The following is a 17,255-nucleotide window of genomic DNA, read 5'->3' as shown; positions in this document are numbered from 1 at the left end:
GGATGCGCTGTGTCCAAAGCGAGAACGCACAAGCCGAGGTCGACGCAAACGCGGAGGACGGCCACGAAAACGTCCGAAAAGGTTGAAGCCTCAACGGATATTGCGCACTTAAACTAAATCGCTTTCCCAAAAAAAAATCGGTGATTCGTACATTTTGGGAGGGGCTTTGTTTTGTTTTTTTATGCTAACAGATGTGCAAAGCTATCCTTACCATCTTCACTTTGCTTGCTGGAGAAAACAAGTTGTTCCCCCACTGACAGCCTTTCTCGTCTTGAACTGCAGCCTACTATGTTAGGATGTTTGCAAAACGATTGCGGAATAGGCATTACAGCCAGGAATAACGATGTGACAGCGTCTTATATTGGCGAAATCGGCGGTACGGCCAGGAATAACTATGTGGCAGCGTCTTATTTTGGCGGAATAGGCGTTACAGCCAGGAATAACGATGTGGCAGCGTCTTATCCTGGCGAAATCGGCGGTACGGACGAGGAATAACGATGTTGCAGCGTCTTATCTCGGCGAGATCGGCGGCACGACGAGGAATAACGATATGGCATGTTCTATTTGCTGTAGAGAGAATACGTATAAGCATAAAAACCAGCAAGCTCAACCCTCCGAGCTTGCTGGCCATCTTCGCTTTAAAGTACGGGCAATTGTCCAAGCAACCCATGCAGCGCCTCGACTTCCTCCGGCAGCAGGTCCAGCTGCGGCGCCCGCATATGGCCGGCGTCCACGCCGCGCCAGCGGAGCGCCTCCTTGAAGTAGGCCATGTTGCTGCCGCTGCGCACGGCTTCGCAGTAGGCGACGGCCGTCCGCTGCAGCTTGCGCGCCTTGTCGAGATCCCCTGCCAGATAGGCATTGTACACGGCAACGAACGGCTCTGGAAATACGCAGGAGACGCCGGACACGACGCCGTCGCAGCCGAGCGCCAAGGCGGCCAGGAACAGGCGGTCCGCGCCCTGCATGACGGAGAAATCTCCGTCCCGGATGCCGATATATTCGTTGGTGCGAAGGAAGTCCGGATAGCTGTACTTGATGCCGACGACGTTGTTGCACCGATCGGCGATCCGCTGCGCGATGTCCGTCTTGAGGTCGTTGGCGGCGCATTGCGGGATATTGTACAGGTATACCGGGAAATCGTCCGGCACGCAAGAAGCGACGTCCACGAAATAGGCTTCCAGCTCGCGGTCGTTCGCGCCGAAGAAGACGGGCGTCACGACGCCGATCCCGTCCGCGCCGATCTCGTGGGCATGCCTCGCCAGGATCTTTGTCTCCTCTTGCGTAGCCGCTCCGGCATGGATATAGACCGTCGCCCGGCCCGCCGCCGTCCGTACGACCTCCTCCGCCACCGCCTTGCGCTCCTCCGCCGTCAGCCGCAGCATTTCGCCCGTCGTTCCGAGCGGATACAGGCAGTGCACGCCTTTGTCGACGAGAAACTCGGTCAACCGGGCCACGGCTCCGAGATCCACCCGGCCTTGCTCGTCGAATGGCGTCACCATCGCCGTTGTCACGCCGTACAGCTTTTTCATTTTACAGCGACCTCCGTCGTCAATGCAGGCGAGCGCTCGAGCACCCACTGCAGATTAAAGGCATAGTGAATGCGGCTGCTCAGCAGATGGATGGTCCCGTTCCGCCCCTGCACCATGGCCAGGTAACCCTTGGGCTCCGCGTGGCTCCGGTCCATCCGGAATTCCCCGGTCCAGGCACCGCCATCCCAGACGCCGCCATCCTCGTCGGTCGATACCAGCCGCTTATAAGGCCAGGTCTCCCCGTCGTCATACGAAACGGCCGCAAACAAACCGGAGATCTTGCGCGATTGGCCGGAACGGTCGACGATCTCCATTCCGTCCGCAAAGGAAGCGAGGAATAACGGCCCCTCCTTCAATCTGCGAAGAACGGCGCGCTGTCCCATCCCGATCGGATCGAACTCGCTCTCTTCGTAGCGCCAGGAGCGTCCCATGTCCGACGAGATGCTCATGGCCATGCGGTCGTGTATCTCGTCTCCCCGTCCGTAGGACAGCAGGCGTCCGTCGCTCAATTCCTCGACCGGCGCATGAATCCCGCGGATCAGCCCGCCGGCATCGTACCAGGAATCCCCCTCGTCGTTGCTGATCCATACCGTGCTGCCGCCCGTGCTGCCTGTCTCTGCGTCGCAGGACAGCACCATCGCGCCCGACCGGGTCTTGAACAGCGACGGAATCGGCATCGTCCGCACGCCGTGCTCCGGATATAGAATCCGTCCCTTGCTCCAGGTCACGCCGTTGTCCGTCGACGTCCGCAGCACCTGGACGAGCGTGCCCCACGTTCCCGCGGCGCCGAGCCCGCAGATATGGTGCAGCTTGCCGGCTTCGTCCAGCCAGAACGCGCCGCCGGTCATATTGCGGTCGGGCGCATCCCAGAAGAGCGAAGCATCGTCCCATTCCGCCGCTCCATGCCGCAGCCGGCTCGCGACGAGCTTCATCTCCCGGCCGCTCTCCTCGTTCGTCGTAAACCAGGCGGCCAGCAGATCGCCGTTTGGCGTCTCTGCAACGTACGGCGAGTGATTGTGGCGGAAAAACGGTCCCCGCTCGGTGGGTGTCAGCTTCACGTACACCTTGGGCTGCACGAAATAGGGCGAGTCCGTCTTGGTGCCTTCAACCACCAAATCCGTCGAATCCGTCGATTCCGTCAAATCCATCGATTCCGTCAAATCTATCGAGTCCGTTAATTCATTCAATTCAGTCAATTCAGTCAATTCAGGCACCGCCTGCGACACGCCAACCTGATAAGGATAAGGGTCTGCCGGCGGCAGCGGCGCGGTATCCGGCAGCTCGCCGAGCACGACACGGAAGCCGATCAGCCAGTGCTTGTCCTCCGGCAGCGTCGCCATCCGTTCGGCGGATCGCAGGTAGCGGACGTCCGTCGAGTGGCTGCCGCCCCGGGTGACCTTGAAGTCGCCGTCCACCCGTCCGACCGGGTCCGACTGCTCGCCGTCCGCGTAGGGACCGTACCAGTCCTGCACCCATTCCTCCACATTGCCATGCATATCGTGCAGCCCCCAGGCGTTCGGCTCGTATTGTCCGACCGTCAGCGGCACAACCTCGAATTCCTTTTTCGTCTTAACCGGGTCCGGGTACCAGCTGTGCCACTGATTTCTGTAGCGGCTTCTCGGAAACGCGTCGCCCGTCGAATAGTCCGACAGCGTGCCCGCCCTGCAGGCGTACTCCCACTCCGCTTCCGTCGGCAGCCGGTACGGCCTGCCGTCCCGCTCCGACAGCCAGCGGCAGTACGCCGCCGCCTCGTGCCAACTGACGAACACCACCGCCTCGTCATCCTCCTGCGAGAAGCCCAGCTTGCCCCTCACATCCCGATGGCGCGGATCGAACCGCTCATACTCGGCATTGGTGACCTGATGGACGCCCATATAGAACGGCTTCGTAACCTCGACCCGGTGTACGGGCAGCTCGTCCAGATCTCCGCTCTCGCTCCCCATGAGGAAAAGTCCGGGCTCGATCCTCGCAAGCCGCATCCCGATCGCATTCGTATATTCACTTTCTTCCGGCAGCCGGTTAAGCGCCATTTCGTTCACCCTCTCCGATCGCTTTGCGATAATCGTTCGGCGAGACGCCTTCGATTCGCTTGAATGTCCTTAGAAATGTCGTACGGTTGAAAAATCCGACCTGCTCGGCGACTTCTCCCACCGACAAGCCGCTCTCCGCCAGCAGCGCCTTGGCTTTTTCGATGCGCAGCAGGCTGATATAGTCGGTCAGATTCATTTCGAACTTGGCCTTGAACACCCGCGAAGCATACTTCATGGACACATTCATCTGCTCCGCGATCGACTCCAGATACAAGTCGGATGCGTAGTTTTCTTCTACGTATTGCCTGATCAGCAGCGCCAGCTCCGACGACTTGCCCGGCGGTCTGTGCTGCTCGGCCACGTTGTCGACGATGCCGTGCAGAAAACGAACCAGCAGGCCCCGGTTGCGCTGCAGCTCGGCCGGCAGCTCGCAGGGACCGTCCAGCTGCGCATGCTCGGCTTCCGCGAGGATGCCGCCGACCTCGATGCCCCGCTCCTTGGCATAGCGAAGGGCCGTTCCGTAGATCTCGCCGAGGAGCAGCGTGCGCACGCTGAACGACGCGCTCCGCTTTTCCGTCACGTCGAGCATCTCTTCCGCCAGAGCCGTCAAGCCGGGCTTATCGCCGACCTTCAGCAGATTCAGCAGCCGGTTCTCATCTGCGAACGTAAAGTGCATGCCCGGCTCCGCCTTCAGCTCGCCCGCATGCGCGATCCGGAACGGATGCTGGTCGTTGATCGTCTGCAGCGCGGCGAGCGCCTCCCGGTACGAACGCGTGATGCCCGTCATGCCCTCGTGCCAATGGCCGATGCCGATATGGATTCGGCAGTACGCCCAGTCCTGGATAAACGTCTGGATGAGCCGGTCAAGACCCCGTTCGACGGCATCCGTCCCCTTGTGCTCGCCCAGATTCACGACGCAGAGATACGTATTTTTTCGCGCTTCTACCACGTACAGCTTCATATCGTCTTTAAGCAGGCCCGCGATAACCTTCTTCAGCTTGCTCTGGATGACGATCCGGTCGACGTCCTGCAGATCGCTGTAGAAGCCGCCCAGGAACTCGAACGAAACGACGACGCAGACGTACCCCGGTTCGTGAAAGGACAGCCGCTCCCGCATCGTGCGCAGCAGCTCTTCGTTCTGGTCGTCGCGGCGTTCGCTGCCGTTCATGAGCTGGTACAGCGCATGATCCAGATATTCCTGCGTCAACGTCTGGAGTTCGTCCTGGTACCGGTGCCGGTAAGAGATCAGCTGGTGAATGCCGCTGCCGATCCGCTCCAAATCGCCCACGCCCGCCGTTTTTCCCTCTTCCCAGTTCAAGCCGCTGCCCTTGTCGGCCAGCACCTCGCCCAGCTTGCGGATCGGGTTGTAGATCTTGAACGAGAAGATGAACGAGAACAGGCAGCCGATCACGCACAGCAGCAGGCAGATGCCGACAATCAGGTTCAGCATGCCGGACGCCTGGCGCCTGAACTCGTCGACCGGGGTGAAGGCGTAGAATTTCCAGTTGTACAGATCGCTTGAAATGGCGGAGACGGTGTAGGCGGCGCCCCCGACGTTCAGCTCCACGGCGCTTCCGCCGGCGTCCGTCCCGCCGCGCGCTGCGAGGCGTGCGACGGACTCGCTGCCGGGAAACGCGGGATCCGACGAGAGGATCGTCCCTCCGCTGCCGTCGGTGACGACGACGCGGGTGACGCCCGGCTCGAGGATGACGTCCATGGTGCGGAGCAGCTCGCTCACCCGGATGGTGGCGACCATGGCGGCCGGATATCTGCCGGACTGGTTGACGGCGACGACGGACAGGACCTGCTTTTGCCCGAAAGAATCCCGTACGGTCATCGGCTTCAACACCTCAAAGTAGCTGCCTTCCTTGAGCTTGGCCTGCCAATCGGCCCTTCCCATCCCCTCGTACACATAAAACTTATCGAAAAACGCGCCAAAGCCGTTGATGCCGCTGGCCGTAAACACGCTGTGATCGTCGGCGTAAACGAACAGCTCGTCGATAAACCGGTTCAGGCCGAACCTCGTTCGCCCGACGCTCTGCGGCAGCAGGTACAGATCCGCCAGCTCCTCGTCCGTGTACAGGTCCCTCGGCTTGAGCAGCCGGGCGACCGCCGGGTCGCCGAAGAAGCTCACGCTCGACTCGTGGACGGACTGCAGGTAGCCGTCCACCGTATCCGCCGCGGACGCTAGGTTCATAGCGATCTTATCGTTGTACTCCCGCTTCGCCTCGTTCACGAAGTTCGTATAGGAAAAAACCCCGATGACGATGACAAGCGCCACCAGGGACAAAAAGTAGAGGAGAATCCGGATGAACAGTTTGTTCATGCGCAGCAGTTCAATCCACTTGTTCATTTCCGGACCCTCCTCATTCCCGATTATTTAGTGCGGTTATACGCGTCGTTGTAGATTTTCTCCAGGTCGTCCGCGCCGGCCTTCGTCAGCTCGCCCGCCCAGGCGTCGAATTGATCCAGCGGCTTGGTGCCCATGATGAACTTCACGACATCCTGCTCAAGCACGGACGTTTTGGTCGTGATTTCCTTGATGCGATCGTTCTCCTCCGACGTGAAGCCCGGCGCGAGTCCCGGTACGATCACCGCGCCCGGATCGGCCACCAGCTCTTCGCCCCAGCGCACCAGATCCGGATGCGTCACCTGCTTGGTCGGACCTTCGTCCACCCGCACGGCCAGCGCCAGCAGCCCCGCGCCGATCTCGGACATCATCACGCGCGCCGGATCGGCTGCCGTCTTGTACTTCTCCAGCACGTCCGCCTTGATCTGCGGCTTCCCGTCGACCAGCTCGTAGGTCTCGCCTTCCGCGCCGTAATTGGTGACGATCGTGCCTTCCGGCCCGTACATCCAGTCGAACATCTTGATCAGCGCTTCCGGATTTTTGGTTTTCGCGCTGATGGCGTAATTGTCGACCAGCCAGCCCTTCGGATACAGCCAGCCGCGCGTTTGGCCCTTGGAATCCTGGAGGTACGGGATACGGTCGAACTTGGCGTCCGGATCCGTCTCCTGCAGCGTCGCATTATAGTTGACCGCGAATTGATTATTGTCATAGTAGAAAAACGACTTGCCCGTGCTCAGCTTCTCGTCCCAGTTCTGCTTGGTATTGACGGCGAAATCCGGGTCCAGCAGCTTCTCGCTGTACAGCTTGTTGAGGTAGGCGAGCACTTCCTTGAACGCCGGTTTGTTCGTGCCGTAGAAGTAGTTGTCGGCGTCCGGATCGTAGGTCATGCCGTAGCCGCTGCCCATCCCGAATGAGAGCGCATCCATGAAGGACATGCCGCGGGCGGTCCAAGGATACGATTCCGGATATGCCTTCTTCATCGCCGCCAGCACCGTATGCAGCTCGTCGAACGTTTTCGGCGTCTCAAGCCCCAGCTCCTTAAGAATATCTGTCCGGATCAACAGCGTCTTGCCGCCCTGAATCTTGAATTGCTCGGTGATCGGCAGCGAGTACAGCTTGCCGTCGACATACAACTTCTTGATCTCCGGGTTTTCTTCGATGGCCTTGGTCAGGTTCGGCATCTGGTCCAGGTAGTCCGAGATCGGGACGAACATGCCCGTACCCGCGAACTCGGCCACTTCCTTGGACTCCAGGCCGATGATGTCGGGAATGTTGTTCGTCGCCAGCAGCGCCCGCTTCTTGTCCACGTAGTTGCTGCCGGGCACCGGCTCCAGGTTGATGGTGACGCCGGTCTGCTTGGCGATCTCCCGCAGCACCGGCGTATCCGTCTTGATCGCCTGGGACGGGTTCTCGCCCCGCATCCAGCGCACGGTTACTTTCTGCTGCGTGGCTGCACTCCCGCTGGCCGCCGGCTTCGCGCTCGCATTTTCAGCGCCGCTCGCACCGCCCGCGGACTCGCTCGCCGCGCCGTTCGAACCGCCGCCGCTGCATGCCGAGACGAGCGTGGCGAGCAGAGCGCTCACTGTAAGCAACTGGAATCCTTTTCTTTTTGCCATATTCCGTTTCTCCCCTGTCTTGTTCATTTATTATTATTCGAACGCCGGACCGGGTCAACAACCAGTTCCCGGGCATGCGCGCGCAATAACCGCTTGTCAGCCTTTCAGCGATCCGACCATGACGCCCTTGACGAAGTATTTCTGGATGAACGGATATACCAGCAAGATGGGCAAGACCGCGATAATAATGACGGCATACTTGATGTTCGTTGCGGTGACGGCCGCATAAGCCCCGCTGATCTCCTGGGATTGATTTGACATTTCCCCCATCACGACCATGTTGCGCAGGATGATCTGGAGCGGAAACTTCGCCTTCTCGTTCAAATAGATCATCGCGGAGAAAAAGCTGTTCCAGTGCCCTACCGCGTAGAACATCGCCATGGTGGCCATGATCGGCTTGGACAGCGGCAGCGTGATCCGGATTAGCGAAGTCAGCTCGCTCGCACCGTCCATGCCCGCCGATTCGTACAGTTCATTGGGGATGCCCTGGAAAAACGTCCGCATCACGATCATGTTCCAGACGCTGATCGCGCCGGGAATCACGATCGCCCACATCGTGTTCATCATGCCGAGCTTCTGCACGAGCAGGTAAGACGGGATCAGCCCTCCGCTGAAGAACATCGTGACCACGATCATGAGGGTGAAGAAGCCTCTGCCGTAAAAGTCCCGCTTGGACAGCGGATAAGCGCATAGCGCGGTACAGAACAGATTGATCAGCGTCCCGACAATCGTGTAGACGATCGTGTTGAGGTACGCCCGCCAGATCGAAGCGTCGTCGAACACCAGCGAATAGGTATCCCAGTTGAAGTCGATCGGGTAGAACGCGACGTCGCCTCTCATCACCGCGCTGCCGCCGCTGACCGACACGACGAAGATATAGTAGAGCGGGTAGAAGGTTACGAATACGAGCAGCAGCATGGCGACGATGTTGACGGAATCGAACAGGCGGCTTCCGAAGCTTTTGTACATGACTCCCTCTCCTTCCCTCATTACCAGAGGCTCGTCTCGCTCGCCTTCCGGCTCAGATAGTTGCCGATCGTCAGAAATACGAGCGCGATGACCGAGTTGAACAGGCCGACTGCGGTTGCGTAGCTGAAGTCGCTCGATACGAGTCCGCGCCGGTAGACGTAGGTCGAGATAATGTCGGACGTCGCGAAGTTGGAGCCGTTGGACAGCAGCAGCACCTTCTCGAACGAGACCGCCATGATCGCGCCGATGCTGAACAGCAGCATGATGACGATAGTCGGCATAATGCCGGGCAGCGTGACGTGGAACATCTGCCGCCAACGATTGGCGCCGTCGATCGTGGCCGCCTCGTACAGTTGGGAATCGATCCCCGTGAGCGCCGCCAGAAAGATGATCGAGCCCCATCCGATCCCCTGCCAGATCTCGGAGGAGATGTAGATCGTTCTGAACCATTCGGGCATCATCAGAAAATGAATCGGCTCCAGGCCCAAGAAAGCGAGAAACTGGTTGATCAGCCCGTCGAAGGAAGCGAAGTTGACGATGATGCCGCACACGACGACCGTGGACAGAAAATGCGGCAGGTAGCTGACGGTCTGCACCAATCGCTTGAACCCGGTATGGCGCAGCTCGTTGAGCAGCAGCGCCAGAATGATCGGCGCGGGAAACGCGAACAGGATCTGATACAGCCCGATCAGCATCGTATTGCGGATCAGGGTGAAGAAATAAGGATCGGACAGAAACTCGCGGAAATACTTGAAGCCGACCCACGGGCTCCCCGCGATCCCGTCGAACACGTTGTAGTTCTTGAACGCGATGACGATGCCCGACATGGGTACGTAGGAAAACAAAATAAAGTAGAGGAACGGAATCGCAAACATCGCATAGTAATATCTGCTTTTTTTGATCCGGCCCCAGGCGTACCACCGCCACGGAATCTCCGTCCGAAGCGCCGCGCCTTGCCGCCGCCCTTTGCTTATAGGCACATCCTGCACTTGCATGACCTCTCCTCCTTCCCGTCTGCCCTCATGATACCGGCCGCCCTGCCGCGTTCCAATTGGCAAATGAGGAACGCATGATGCACCTCTCCGCCATGCCGGCGTTGATGCATTTGTCTATCTGATGCACTTCTCCCACACGAAAACCGCGCAACGAAAAGGCGGACGCGAGTCGCGTCCGCCTTTCCTGTTCATTTCCTGCATGCACAGTCCTCTGTCGTCTTGCCGCCAAAAGAGCTGCGTCCGGTTACAGCTTCTGTACGTTGAAGTCGTCGAAATACGTCTTCTGCATGTGCGAGTATACGCCCGCCTGGCCGGAAGTAAATGCGATCGAAGTTCCGCTGACGAGCAATGCGCCGTCGATATAGCCTTTGATCGAGCTGCCGTTCGCTTCCAGCTTGAAGGTATGGTAGGCGCCGGCCGTCGGATCTGCGCTGAGCGTCGCCGAAGCCAGCGTCGTATCCGTGCCGTTCTGATATTTCACCAGCGATACCGTATGATAGTAGCCGGAATAGCTCATATAGTAATAATTGCTGGCGTTTTGATATCGCGCGACCAAGCCGACGCGGTCGTGCCAGCTGTCTACCTTGATCTTGGCTTCGACGCTGTAATTCGTCCATGCATTTGCGGCAGTGCTTGGCGGTCCCGTTACCGACTTGGTCGAGCCGGAGGAAGCGTTATCGGACAAGTAGACCCTCGTATTGCCGTCCTTTACGATGTAGAAGGTACCCCAGCCGCCCACGACAGTCCATGGGGCCAGGTTCAAGTCCTCGAAGTCGGTCGCGAACAGCGTGCTCGTGGTCGTCGACACGACTTGGCTGCTGGCATTCGACAACCGGTCGTCGAGATCGAAAGCCTTAACCGTATAGTGATAGGCGGTGGAAATCGTCAGGCCCGTATCCTTGTAGCTCTGGAAGGCGCCATTGACGGTGGCGACCTCCGCGCCGTCGCGGAACACCTTATAACCCTTGACGCCCGTCTCGTCCGCGGGAGCCTGCCAGGACAAGTCGATCTCGTTGGCCGAGATCGGCACCGCGGTCAAGCCTGCGGGAGCGGCCGGCGCCGCGCGGTCATAATGACGAACCACGACGTTGTCGAAGTCGACGGACTGCCCCGACTCCGATAAGAGTCCGGCTTGGCCTCCGGCAAGCGAAGTATCGACGGCGGAGATGACGGACGCGCCGTTCAGGTAGCCGACCAGGTTCGTGCCGATCGCCTCGAGCCGCAGCTTATAGGGCGTTCCGGCTGCGACGGTCGACAGGCCGCTTACCGTCTGAACGACCGTGTCTACGCCGCCCACGCGTTTCTTGATTACGGCGCTGCCCGTGTCGGCGCGGTAGGCGTACGCATAATAATTGTCGCTATCCGCATATTTGGCCAGCAGGCCGATGCCGCCGACGCCGCTCGCCGAATTTACGTCGGCTTCGATCGCATAATCGCCGCCGTACGTCGCGTCGATCACGGACTTGCCTGCGGCGCTCGCGCGGTACGCGGCATTGCCGCCGCTCGTCGCCACGCTCCAGGGTCCGCCCGCCGCCGTCCATCCGTTCGCGTTGCCGTCCTCGAACGCATCCTCGAACATCGGGTCGTAGACCAGCTCGAACGAGAATCCTTTGTCCGTGCGGAGCTGGAGCGAAATGCCGTTCGCATCTGCCGTAACGGGAACTTCTTGCAGCCTTACGCCGTTCAGCGACAGCTTGTAGGCTTTGTAACCTGCGGCAGGGCGATCCGTCGCGAGCTTGACCACGGCGGTTTGCTCCTTGGCCAGCGTAGGGAGCGTGCCCTTGTAGTATTGAACGATTCCGTTCGGCTGCTGGATCGTCCGTTCGCCGGTCGCCGCGACGTCGGTCGTGTAGACGAGCAGCATCCTGTCGCTGTCTTCCAGCGGGCTATTATCCAGTGACGATGCGAGGAACGTTCCCTTGTATACGTCCCCCGTCACCGACACGGCGCCGAGATCGAGCGCGTTATTGTCCATCGTTCCCGCCGCCGCGACGACCTTCGGCGTGCGGACCATGTACGTGTTGAGATTGAGGTCGAACAGCAGCTCGCCCGTATCGGACAGCAGCTTGTTGTCGTCCAGCGCGTCAAGCATGGCCGTCTTCATCGGCGAAGCGTCCAGGGAATCGATCATCGTTTCGGCCACTTGCAGTTTGTTCATGGCGGTCGTAATCGGGATCCGGTTCGCCGCAGGAAAATCGCCTGCGGCGATCTGCGCCTTGGTCAGTCCCGGCGTGATCTTGTAGACCGCGAACGGCTGTCCCGGATTGTCCGCATACACCGTGGCGACATTGAACAAGTGCGGGATATACATCATGTTGGCGATTTGGGTCTCCAGATCGGAAGCGGCTCCCGTGTCGCTAACCCACGTCTTATCCCATACGATGACGAACTTGGGCGCGCTTGCCTGTACGGCGCCGGTGCGATACAGAAGCGCGGCCTGCGTCTCGGAGGTAATCGCCAGCGGGTCGTTCGTGATCGAGAACGTCTCCGGCGTGCCCAGCTTGTTGTTGGAATACGCGTCGCCGACGTTCATGCCGAACGAATACCGGTTCATCATGTCCCAGCTTTGGTACGCGCCCATCGCGCCGTTGAAAATGCCGACCTCCTCCCGACCCTTGACCGGGAACGTGTCCTGGAATTCCGTGAGGATGAAAGGCGTATCGTACTTTTGCCTTAAAGCGAGAGACGGATAGTAGCTTCCCGTCAGCGTATCGCCCCCGTAAGCAGGCGGATAGCTTGCGTTGGTCGCGGCGTCGAACGTCATGCTCAGGCGCGGATATTTGAGCGCGTTATATTGGAAGCCGTATTGGCCGTTGTTAACCGGCGCGCTGTCCGTAACGAACTGGTGGTACATATGCGTCTCGTACACGTCCGACGACTGGTCGCGCCAGAAGTTCACGTTCGGACTGTAAATGAAGTTGAGGCCGCCGACCGGCGCGTGAACTTGAAGCACGTTTTTCAAATAATTCCGCATCTCGTTGGCCGCTGCGATCGTTCGCGCCGAATAGTAGGCGCTCAGTTGGTCTTTGAGCGTACCGCTCGTGCTCCAATATTGATTGGGCATCGACGTGACCGGAGCAGCGCCGCGACCGATCAGAAACGCATTAAAATCATCCTTCAGGTAACTACCGAAAGCTGGCGTCATCTTGCTCAGGTCCATGTTAAGAACCAGCGACTCGTTCCAGGGGCTGACGCCCACAAGCACGGGGTCGTTCTTCAAGGCAAGACCGGTATACGGATTAACATGCGTCAGCAGCGCGCTTGCGATCGTCTTCCAGGCATTCACCGCTGCCGGCACGAACGGAAATAGATAGGGAGAGTTGTAGCTTGACCCATAGATATTGAGGTTAGGATCGTTCTTAAAATCGTACAGCTGGAAAAGATCGATCGTGACGTAGATGCCATGCGCCTTGAGCCTCGAGATGAGATATTCGACTTGGTCCATTCGGTCTTCGTTGATCTGCGGCGTCGCCGAATTCAGCTTGAAAACGCCTGGCGCATCGTCGCCCATCGAATCGAGCGAATGCAGCCGAACGACGTTATAGCCGAGCCGAGCCAGACGCTCCGCCGTACGCTCCGCATCCTCGTGGGAGCCGTAGTACATTTTCCAGGACAGATTCGCGCCGTATAGCTTCACCTTGCGCTGCGGCTGGTTCGTGAAGACATAATCCCCGTCGCTGTCGATCTGGATAAATCCGTGGCTTCCCGCCGGAACGTCGTTCAGACCCGACAAATCCAGCGCGCTGCCCGCGGCGATCGACGGCTCCGTGTCGATCGGCTGCCAGCCGGCCGGGACGTCGGCCTCGGCCTGATCGGCGCCGGCGCCGAATAAAGGAATCATAAGCGTTAAAGCCAGCAATGCGGACAGACTCTTGCTTCTCCAACCGTTGGGCATCATCATCGTTCCCCTTTATGATCGACTCCAGCTGGTTCTCCCGCGCCTATGGATACGCGGACGCCGTTGCCAGCGCCCGCGTATGCTGTCTCTATTGCCGTGCTCTATTACTTCTGATTCGTAGGCCAAGCGAATTGCAGGCCGAGCGCCTTCTTCGCGTCCTGGAACTGCTTGTTCTCGTAATCATAGAGCTTCTGGTAGCCTAGCTTCGCTTCCGTGTCGGGTTCGTCGTTAAAATACTTCTCCACGTCGGCCTCCGACTTGGCGAGGATCATTTTGGCGCGCCACTTCTTGCGGTTCTCCTCGACCTTGGCGTTGATGCCGCCTTCGTCGGTGCCGCCCAGCGGCGTGACCGATTCGTACGGCAGCATATCGTACGTGAGCTTCGCGAAAAAGTCGGAGCTGTCTTGCTTCGCGATCGCGTCGTCCGTGACGAGCGCCGGCGCGGTGCGCTGGATCGGCGCCCAGTTGATGAGCCATTGCAGCGTGCCGTTGCCGTATTTGTTTTTGGCTTTGTTCGGGTCTTCGGCGTTCAGCGCGTTGAATTCGTCGCTCAGCTTCACCTTGCCGTTCTCATCAAAGTCCCATGCCGCGCCCTTCGGCCCATAGTTCACGTTCAGGCTCATCTCGTCCGTAGACAGGTAGTCGAGCAGCTTGATGATGCGATCCGGATATTTGGTCTTGCTGTTGACCATCGTCAGCGTCCAGCCCGACGCATTGACGGGATCGACGTACGGCTTGTTGCCTGCGTCGCCGACGACCGGTCCGACGTGCACGAAGAGCGCTTTGGGATCCTTCTGGTACAGCGCGCTCCAATCCAGGTTTTTGTTGGTGATCGCGAAGACGGCGCCGTTCGCAACCTTCTCCTTGAGCTGATCCTGGTCGAGCGTCTGGCTGTCCTCCGGCATCAAGCCTTCTTTGTATAGCTGATTCAGGAACTTGTAGGCTTCCAGCATCTCCGGCGTGCGTTCGCGGTCGACCAGGTTGCCCGACGTGTCTTCGCGCGGCGCCCCGAAGAAGCTGCCGATGACCCAGCTCTCGAAGTAGGCCGGCGTTACCGTAAAGCCGTTGTATTGGACTTTGGCGTCCTTCACCTTGCGAAGGGCGGCTACCATGCCTTCCTTCGTATTGAAGTCCTCCGGCTTGATGCCGAGCTGATCCATGATGTCTTTGCGCGCGTACAAGCCTTGATTGCTTCGGATGCTGTCGCCTTCCTTGAACTTTTCCTTCGCCCAGAAGAAGCTGGCGTATCCGTAGAAGTGGCCGTCCGCATTGCGGAACCAGTCCTGCATCGACTTCGGCACGTCGAAGTCCGGGTCGTACTTCTGAATCAGCTCGTCGAGCGGCGACACAAGGCCGGACTTCTCCAGCACGCCGCGCTGCGGGTTGCTTTTATCGACCGTGACGACATCCGGAATGTCTCCGGAAGCGATCAGGGCGCTGAGCTTTTCGGGCGTGCCCGAGGAAAAGTCGATCGAGATGCCGGTATCGTCGGTAATCATTTTGTCGAGCAGGTTGTTGACCGGATCCCAATTTTTCTTGTAATAGTCCTGATCGACGAACCAGGTGATCTTGATCGGCGTCTTGTCGTCCGGCGTAGCGGTCGGCGCTGCCGAAGCCGATGCCGATGCGCTTGCAGTCGGCGCGGCCGATTGCGAAGCTTGCGCGTTGTTCCCGTTCTTATTGCCGGACGAGCAGCCCGCGAGAAGTCCCCCGAGCAGAACGACGGCCGTCGTGGCGCCGATCCATGTTTTGCTGCGTTGCATGTGTTGTGCCTCCCCATACGACTTGTAAATGACTGACTTGTAAATGACAGACTGGCAAACGCTTTGCTATATGTTGTAATTCGCGAGAAGCCGGCCCGTACGTGCCGCCCGACGCGAAGATCAACCGAAAATTAACCGAAGATCAACCTTTGACAGAACCGATCAGCACGCCTTTGACGAAGTACTTCTGAAGAAACGGATAGATGACCAGAATCGGCGCCGTCGTCGCGAGCATCATGGCAAGCTTAAGCGTCTCCGGACTGATCTGCTTCGCTTCTTCCGGCATGACGCTCGCGGCTTGCGCGCCGAACTTCGACGCCGCCCCGGAATCCGTGACGATGCGCATCAGGAACAGCTGCACCGGCTCCAGCGCGTCCTTCGTCGTGAACATCAGCGCATCCGTGTAGGCGTTCCAGTGGTACACCCCGGTGAACAGCGCGATGGCGGCCAGAACCGGCTTGGTCAGCGGCAATATGAGTTGAAGGAAAATCCGGTATTCGCCGGCGCCGTCGATCTTGGCGGATTCGATAATCTGCTCCGGAATCGACCGGAAAAACGACATCATGATAATCATATCCCATACGCTGAACATGGTCGGAATAATTAAAACGAGGAAGTGATTCAGCAGCCCCAGTTCCTTGTACAGCAAGTAGTTCGGGATCAGGCCGCCGTAAAAGAACATCGTGAACAGCATGGCGATCATATACGCGTTGCGTCCGGCCAGCGCTTTGCGCGACATACCGTAGGCGACGAGCGCCGTAAACGCGACGTGCAGCACCGTGCCGGCGAGCGTCCGCATGATCGTAATGAAGTAGGCATGATAGATCGTGCTGTCGGCAAATACGGTCACATAATTCGACAACGTAAACGTGCGAGGCCAGAAATAGACGCCTCCCCGCGTATAATCCAGGCCCTGGTTAAACGAGCCCACAAGCGCGAACCAGAACGGGGCGATCGTCAGCACCATGACGACCAGCATGATGAAGACGTTCATGGTATCGAACCATTTGTCTCCTCTCGAGCGGATGTTCATCCTGAATCCTCCTTCTTCGTAACCTAGAACAGACTGTTGTCGGACAGCTTGCGCGACAGATAATTCGCCCCGAAGAGCAGGATGAGCGCCACGATCGACTTGGCCAATCCGACCGCCGTCGAGTAGGAATAGCGCATCTGCTGAAGTCCGACCTTGTATACGTAAGTATCGATCGTCTCGCTGACGTCGAGATTGAGCGGATTTTGCATGACCATAATCTGCTCGAAGCCGGTATTGAGTATCGAGCTGACGGCGAAAATGAGCATGATCACGATCGTCCCCATAATGCTTGGCACCGTCACGTACCACATCCGCTGGAATCGGCCGGCGCCGTCGATCTTGGCGGCCTCGTGAAGCTCGGGATCGACGCCGGCGATCGCCGCGATATAGATGATCGCTCCCCAGCCGATGCCCTTGAGCATCTCCGCCCCGACCATGATGAACCAGAACAGCTCGGGCTTGGCCATGAAGTTGACCGGTTCGTTGACAAAATGCAGCTTGACGAGCAGCAGGTTAAGCACGCCGTTCGTGGGCGACAGCACGGTCAGAATCAACCCGCCGAAGATGACCCAGGACACGAAATGCGGCACATACGAAACCGTTTGCACGAATCGCTTGAATCGTCCCGCCGTCAGCTCGTTCAGCAGCAGCGCGAACAGGATCGGCGCAGGAAAACTCAGCAGAAGCGCAAGCAAATTCATGGCGAGCGTGTTGCGCAGGACGTTCAGGAAGTTCGGATCGGTGACAAATTCTCTGAAATAGGTCAGTCCCGCCCATGGCGAGTCCACGATGCCTAAAAATAAATCGTACTTCTTGAAGGCGATCAGAATCCCGTACATCGGAAAATATGAAAAAACGAGGAGAAACAGCAGTCCGGGCCATACCATGCTTTGAAGCGCGAATTGGCTCTTCCATCTTGACCGCCGGCCGCTCGCCTTCGTTCCCGAAGCGACAGCCAGCCGGCTTGCCTCTAAGGTTCTTTCCACTAATCGTTCTCTCCCATCCTTGAATCCGTCCGGCTAGTGACATGGGCTTGCTGTACCGCCTGCGGATCGCGTTCTCTTTGTTGACT

At 58.8% G+C, this 17,255-nt stretch carries 10 protein-coding genes; all 10 read right to left on the bottom strand.

The annotated features are described in order from the left end of the window. Positions 1-638: 638 nt before the first annotated feature. The 10 genes from ACFOTD_RS12530 to ACFOTD_RS12485 all read right to left on the bottom strand — a co-directional run bounded on the left by ACFOTD_RS12530 (position 639) and on the right by ACFOTD_RS12485 (position 17,169). Complete coding sequence (locus ACFOTD_RS12530; protein WP_378119140.1) at positions 639-1,529, bottom strand: dihydrodipicolinate synthase family protein; 891 nt, start codon at positions 1,527-1,529, stop codon at positions 639-641. Further along, on the bottom strand, positions 1,526-3,559 hold the full coding sequence (locus tag ACFOTD_RS12525) for an SUMF1/EgtB/PvdO family nonheme iron enzyme (RefSeq protein WP_378119138.1): 2,034 nt from the start codon (positions 3,557-3,559) through the stop codon (positions 1,526-1,528). The genes ACFOTD_RS12530 and ACFOTD_RS12525 overlap by 4 nt, the downstream gene beginning before the upstream one ends. Next, positions 3,549-5,912: a helix-turn-helix domain-containing protein gene (locus ACFOTD_RS12520; RefSeq protein ID WP_378119136.1), complete on the bottom strand. Its 2,364-nt coding sequence runs from the start codon at positions 5,910-5,912 to the stop codon at positions 3,549-3,551. The genes ACFOTD_RS12525 and ACFOTD_RS12520 overlap by 11 nt, the downstream gene beginning before the upstream one ends. 23 nt (positions 5,913-5,935) lie before the next feature. After that, positions 5,936-7,525 carry an extracellular solute-binding protein gene (locus tag ACFOTD_RS12515; RefSeq protein WP_378119134.1) on the bottom strand — a complete coding sequence of 530 codons (1,590 nt, stop codon included), beginning with the start codon at positions 7,523-7,525 and terminating at the stop codon, positions 5,936-5,938. Between the two features lie 96 nt (positions 7,526-7,621). After that, complete coding sequence (locus tag ACFOTD_RS12510) at positions 7,622-8,494, bottom strand: carbohydrate ABC transporter permease (RefSeq protein ID WP_378119132.1); 873 nt, start codon at positions 8,492-8,494, stop codon at positions 7,622-7,624. 20 nt (positions 8,495-8,514) lie between these two features. After that, a complete protein-coding gene (locus ACFOTD_RS12505) occupies positions 8,515-9,489 on the bottom strand; it encodes an ABC transporter permease (protein WP_378119130.1) in 975 nt (324 codons plus the stop codon). A 244-nt stretch (positions 9,490-9,733) separates the two neighbouring features. Then, the gene (locus ACFOTD_RS12500; RefSeq protein ID WP_378119128.1) at positions 9,734-13,384 is read right to left on the bottom strand and encodes a fibronectin type III domain-containing protein; all 3,651 of its coding nucleotides are present in this window, start codon (positions 13,382-13,384) and stop codon (positions 9,734-9,736) included. 107 nt (positions 13,385-13,491) lie between these two features. Further along, positions 13,492-15,150 carry a type 2 periplasmic-binding domain-containing protein gene (locus ACFOTD_RS12495; RefSeq protein WP_378119126.1) on the bottom strand — a complete coding sequence of 553 codons (1,659 nt, stop codon included), beginning with the start codon at positions 15,148-15,150 and terminating at the stop codon, positions 13,492-13,494. A 142-nt stretch (positions 15,151-15,292) separates the two neighbouring features. Further along, a complete protein-coding gene (locus ACFOTD_RS12490; protein WP_378119124.1) occupies positions 15,293-16,183 on the bottom strand; it encodes a carbohydrate ABC transporter permease in 891 nt (296 codons plus the stop codon). A gap of 23 nt (positions 16,184-16,206) precedes the next feature. After that, positions 16,207-17,169, bottom strand: coding sequence for an ABC transporter permease (locus ACFOTD_RS12485; RefSeq protein WP_378119122.1), 963 nt, complete (start codon positions 17,167-17,169; stop codon positions 16,207-16,209). Positions 17,170-17,255: the final 86 nt, after the last annotated feature.

It is taken from the genome of Cohnella sp. GCM10012308, from assembly GCF_042649185.1.
Classification (GTDB): domain Bacteria; phylum Bacillota; class Bacilli; order Paenibacillales; family Paenibacillaceae; genus Cohnella.
The sequence above is the reverse complement of the archived record's forward strand: the minus strand, read 5'-3'. Positions and strand labels throughout refer to the sequence as shown.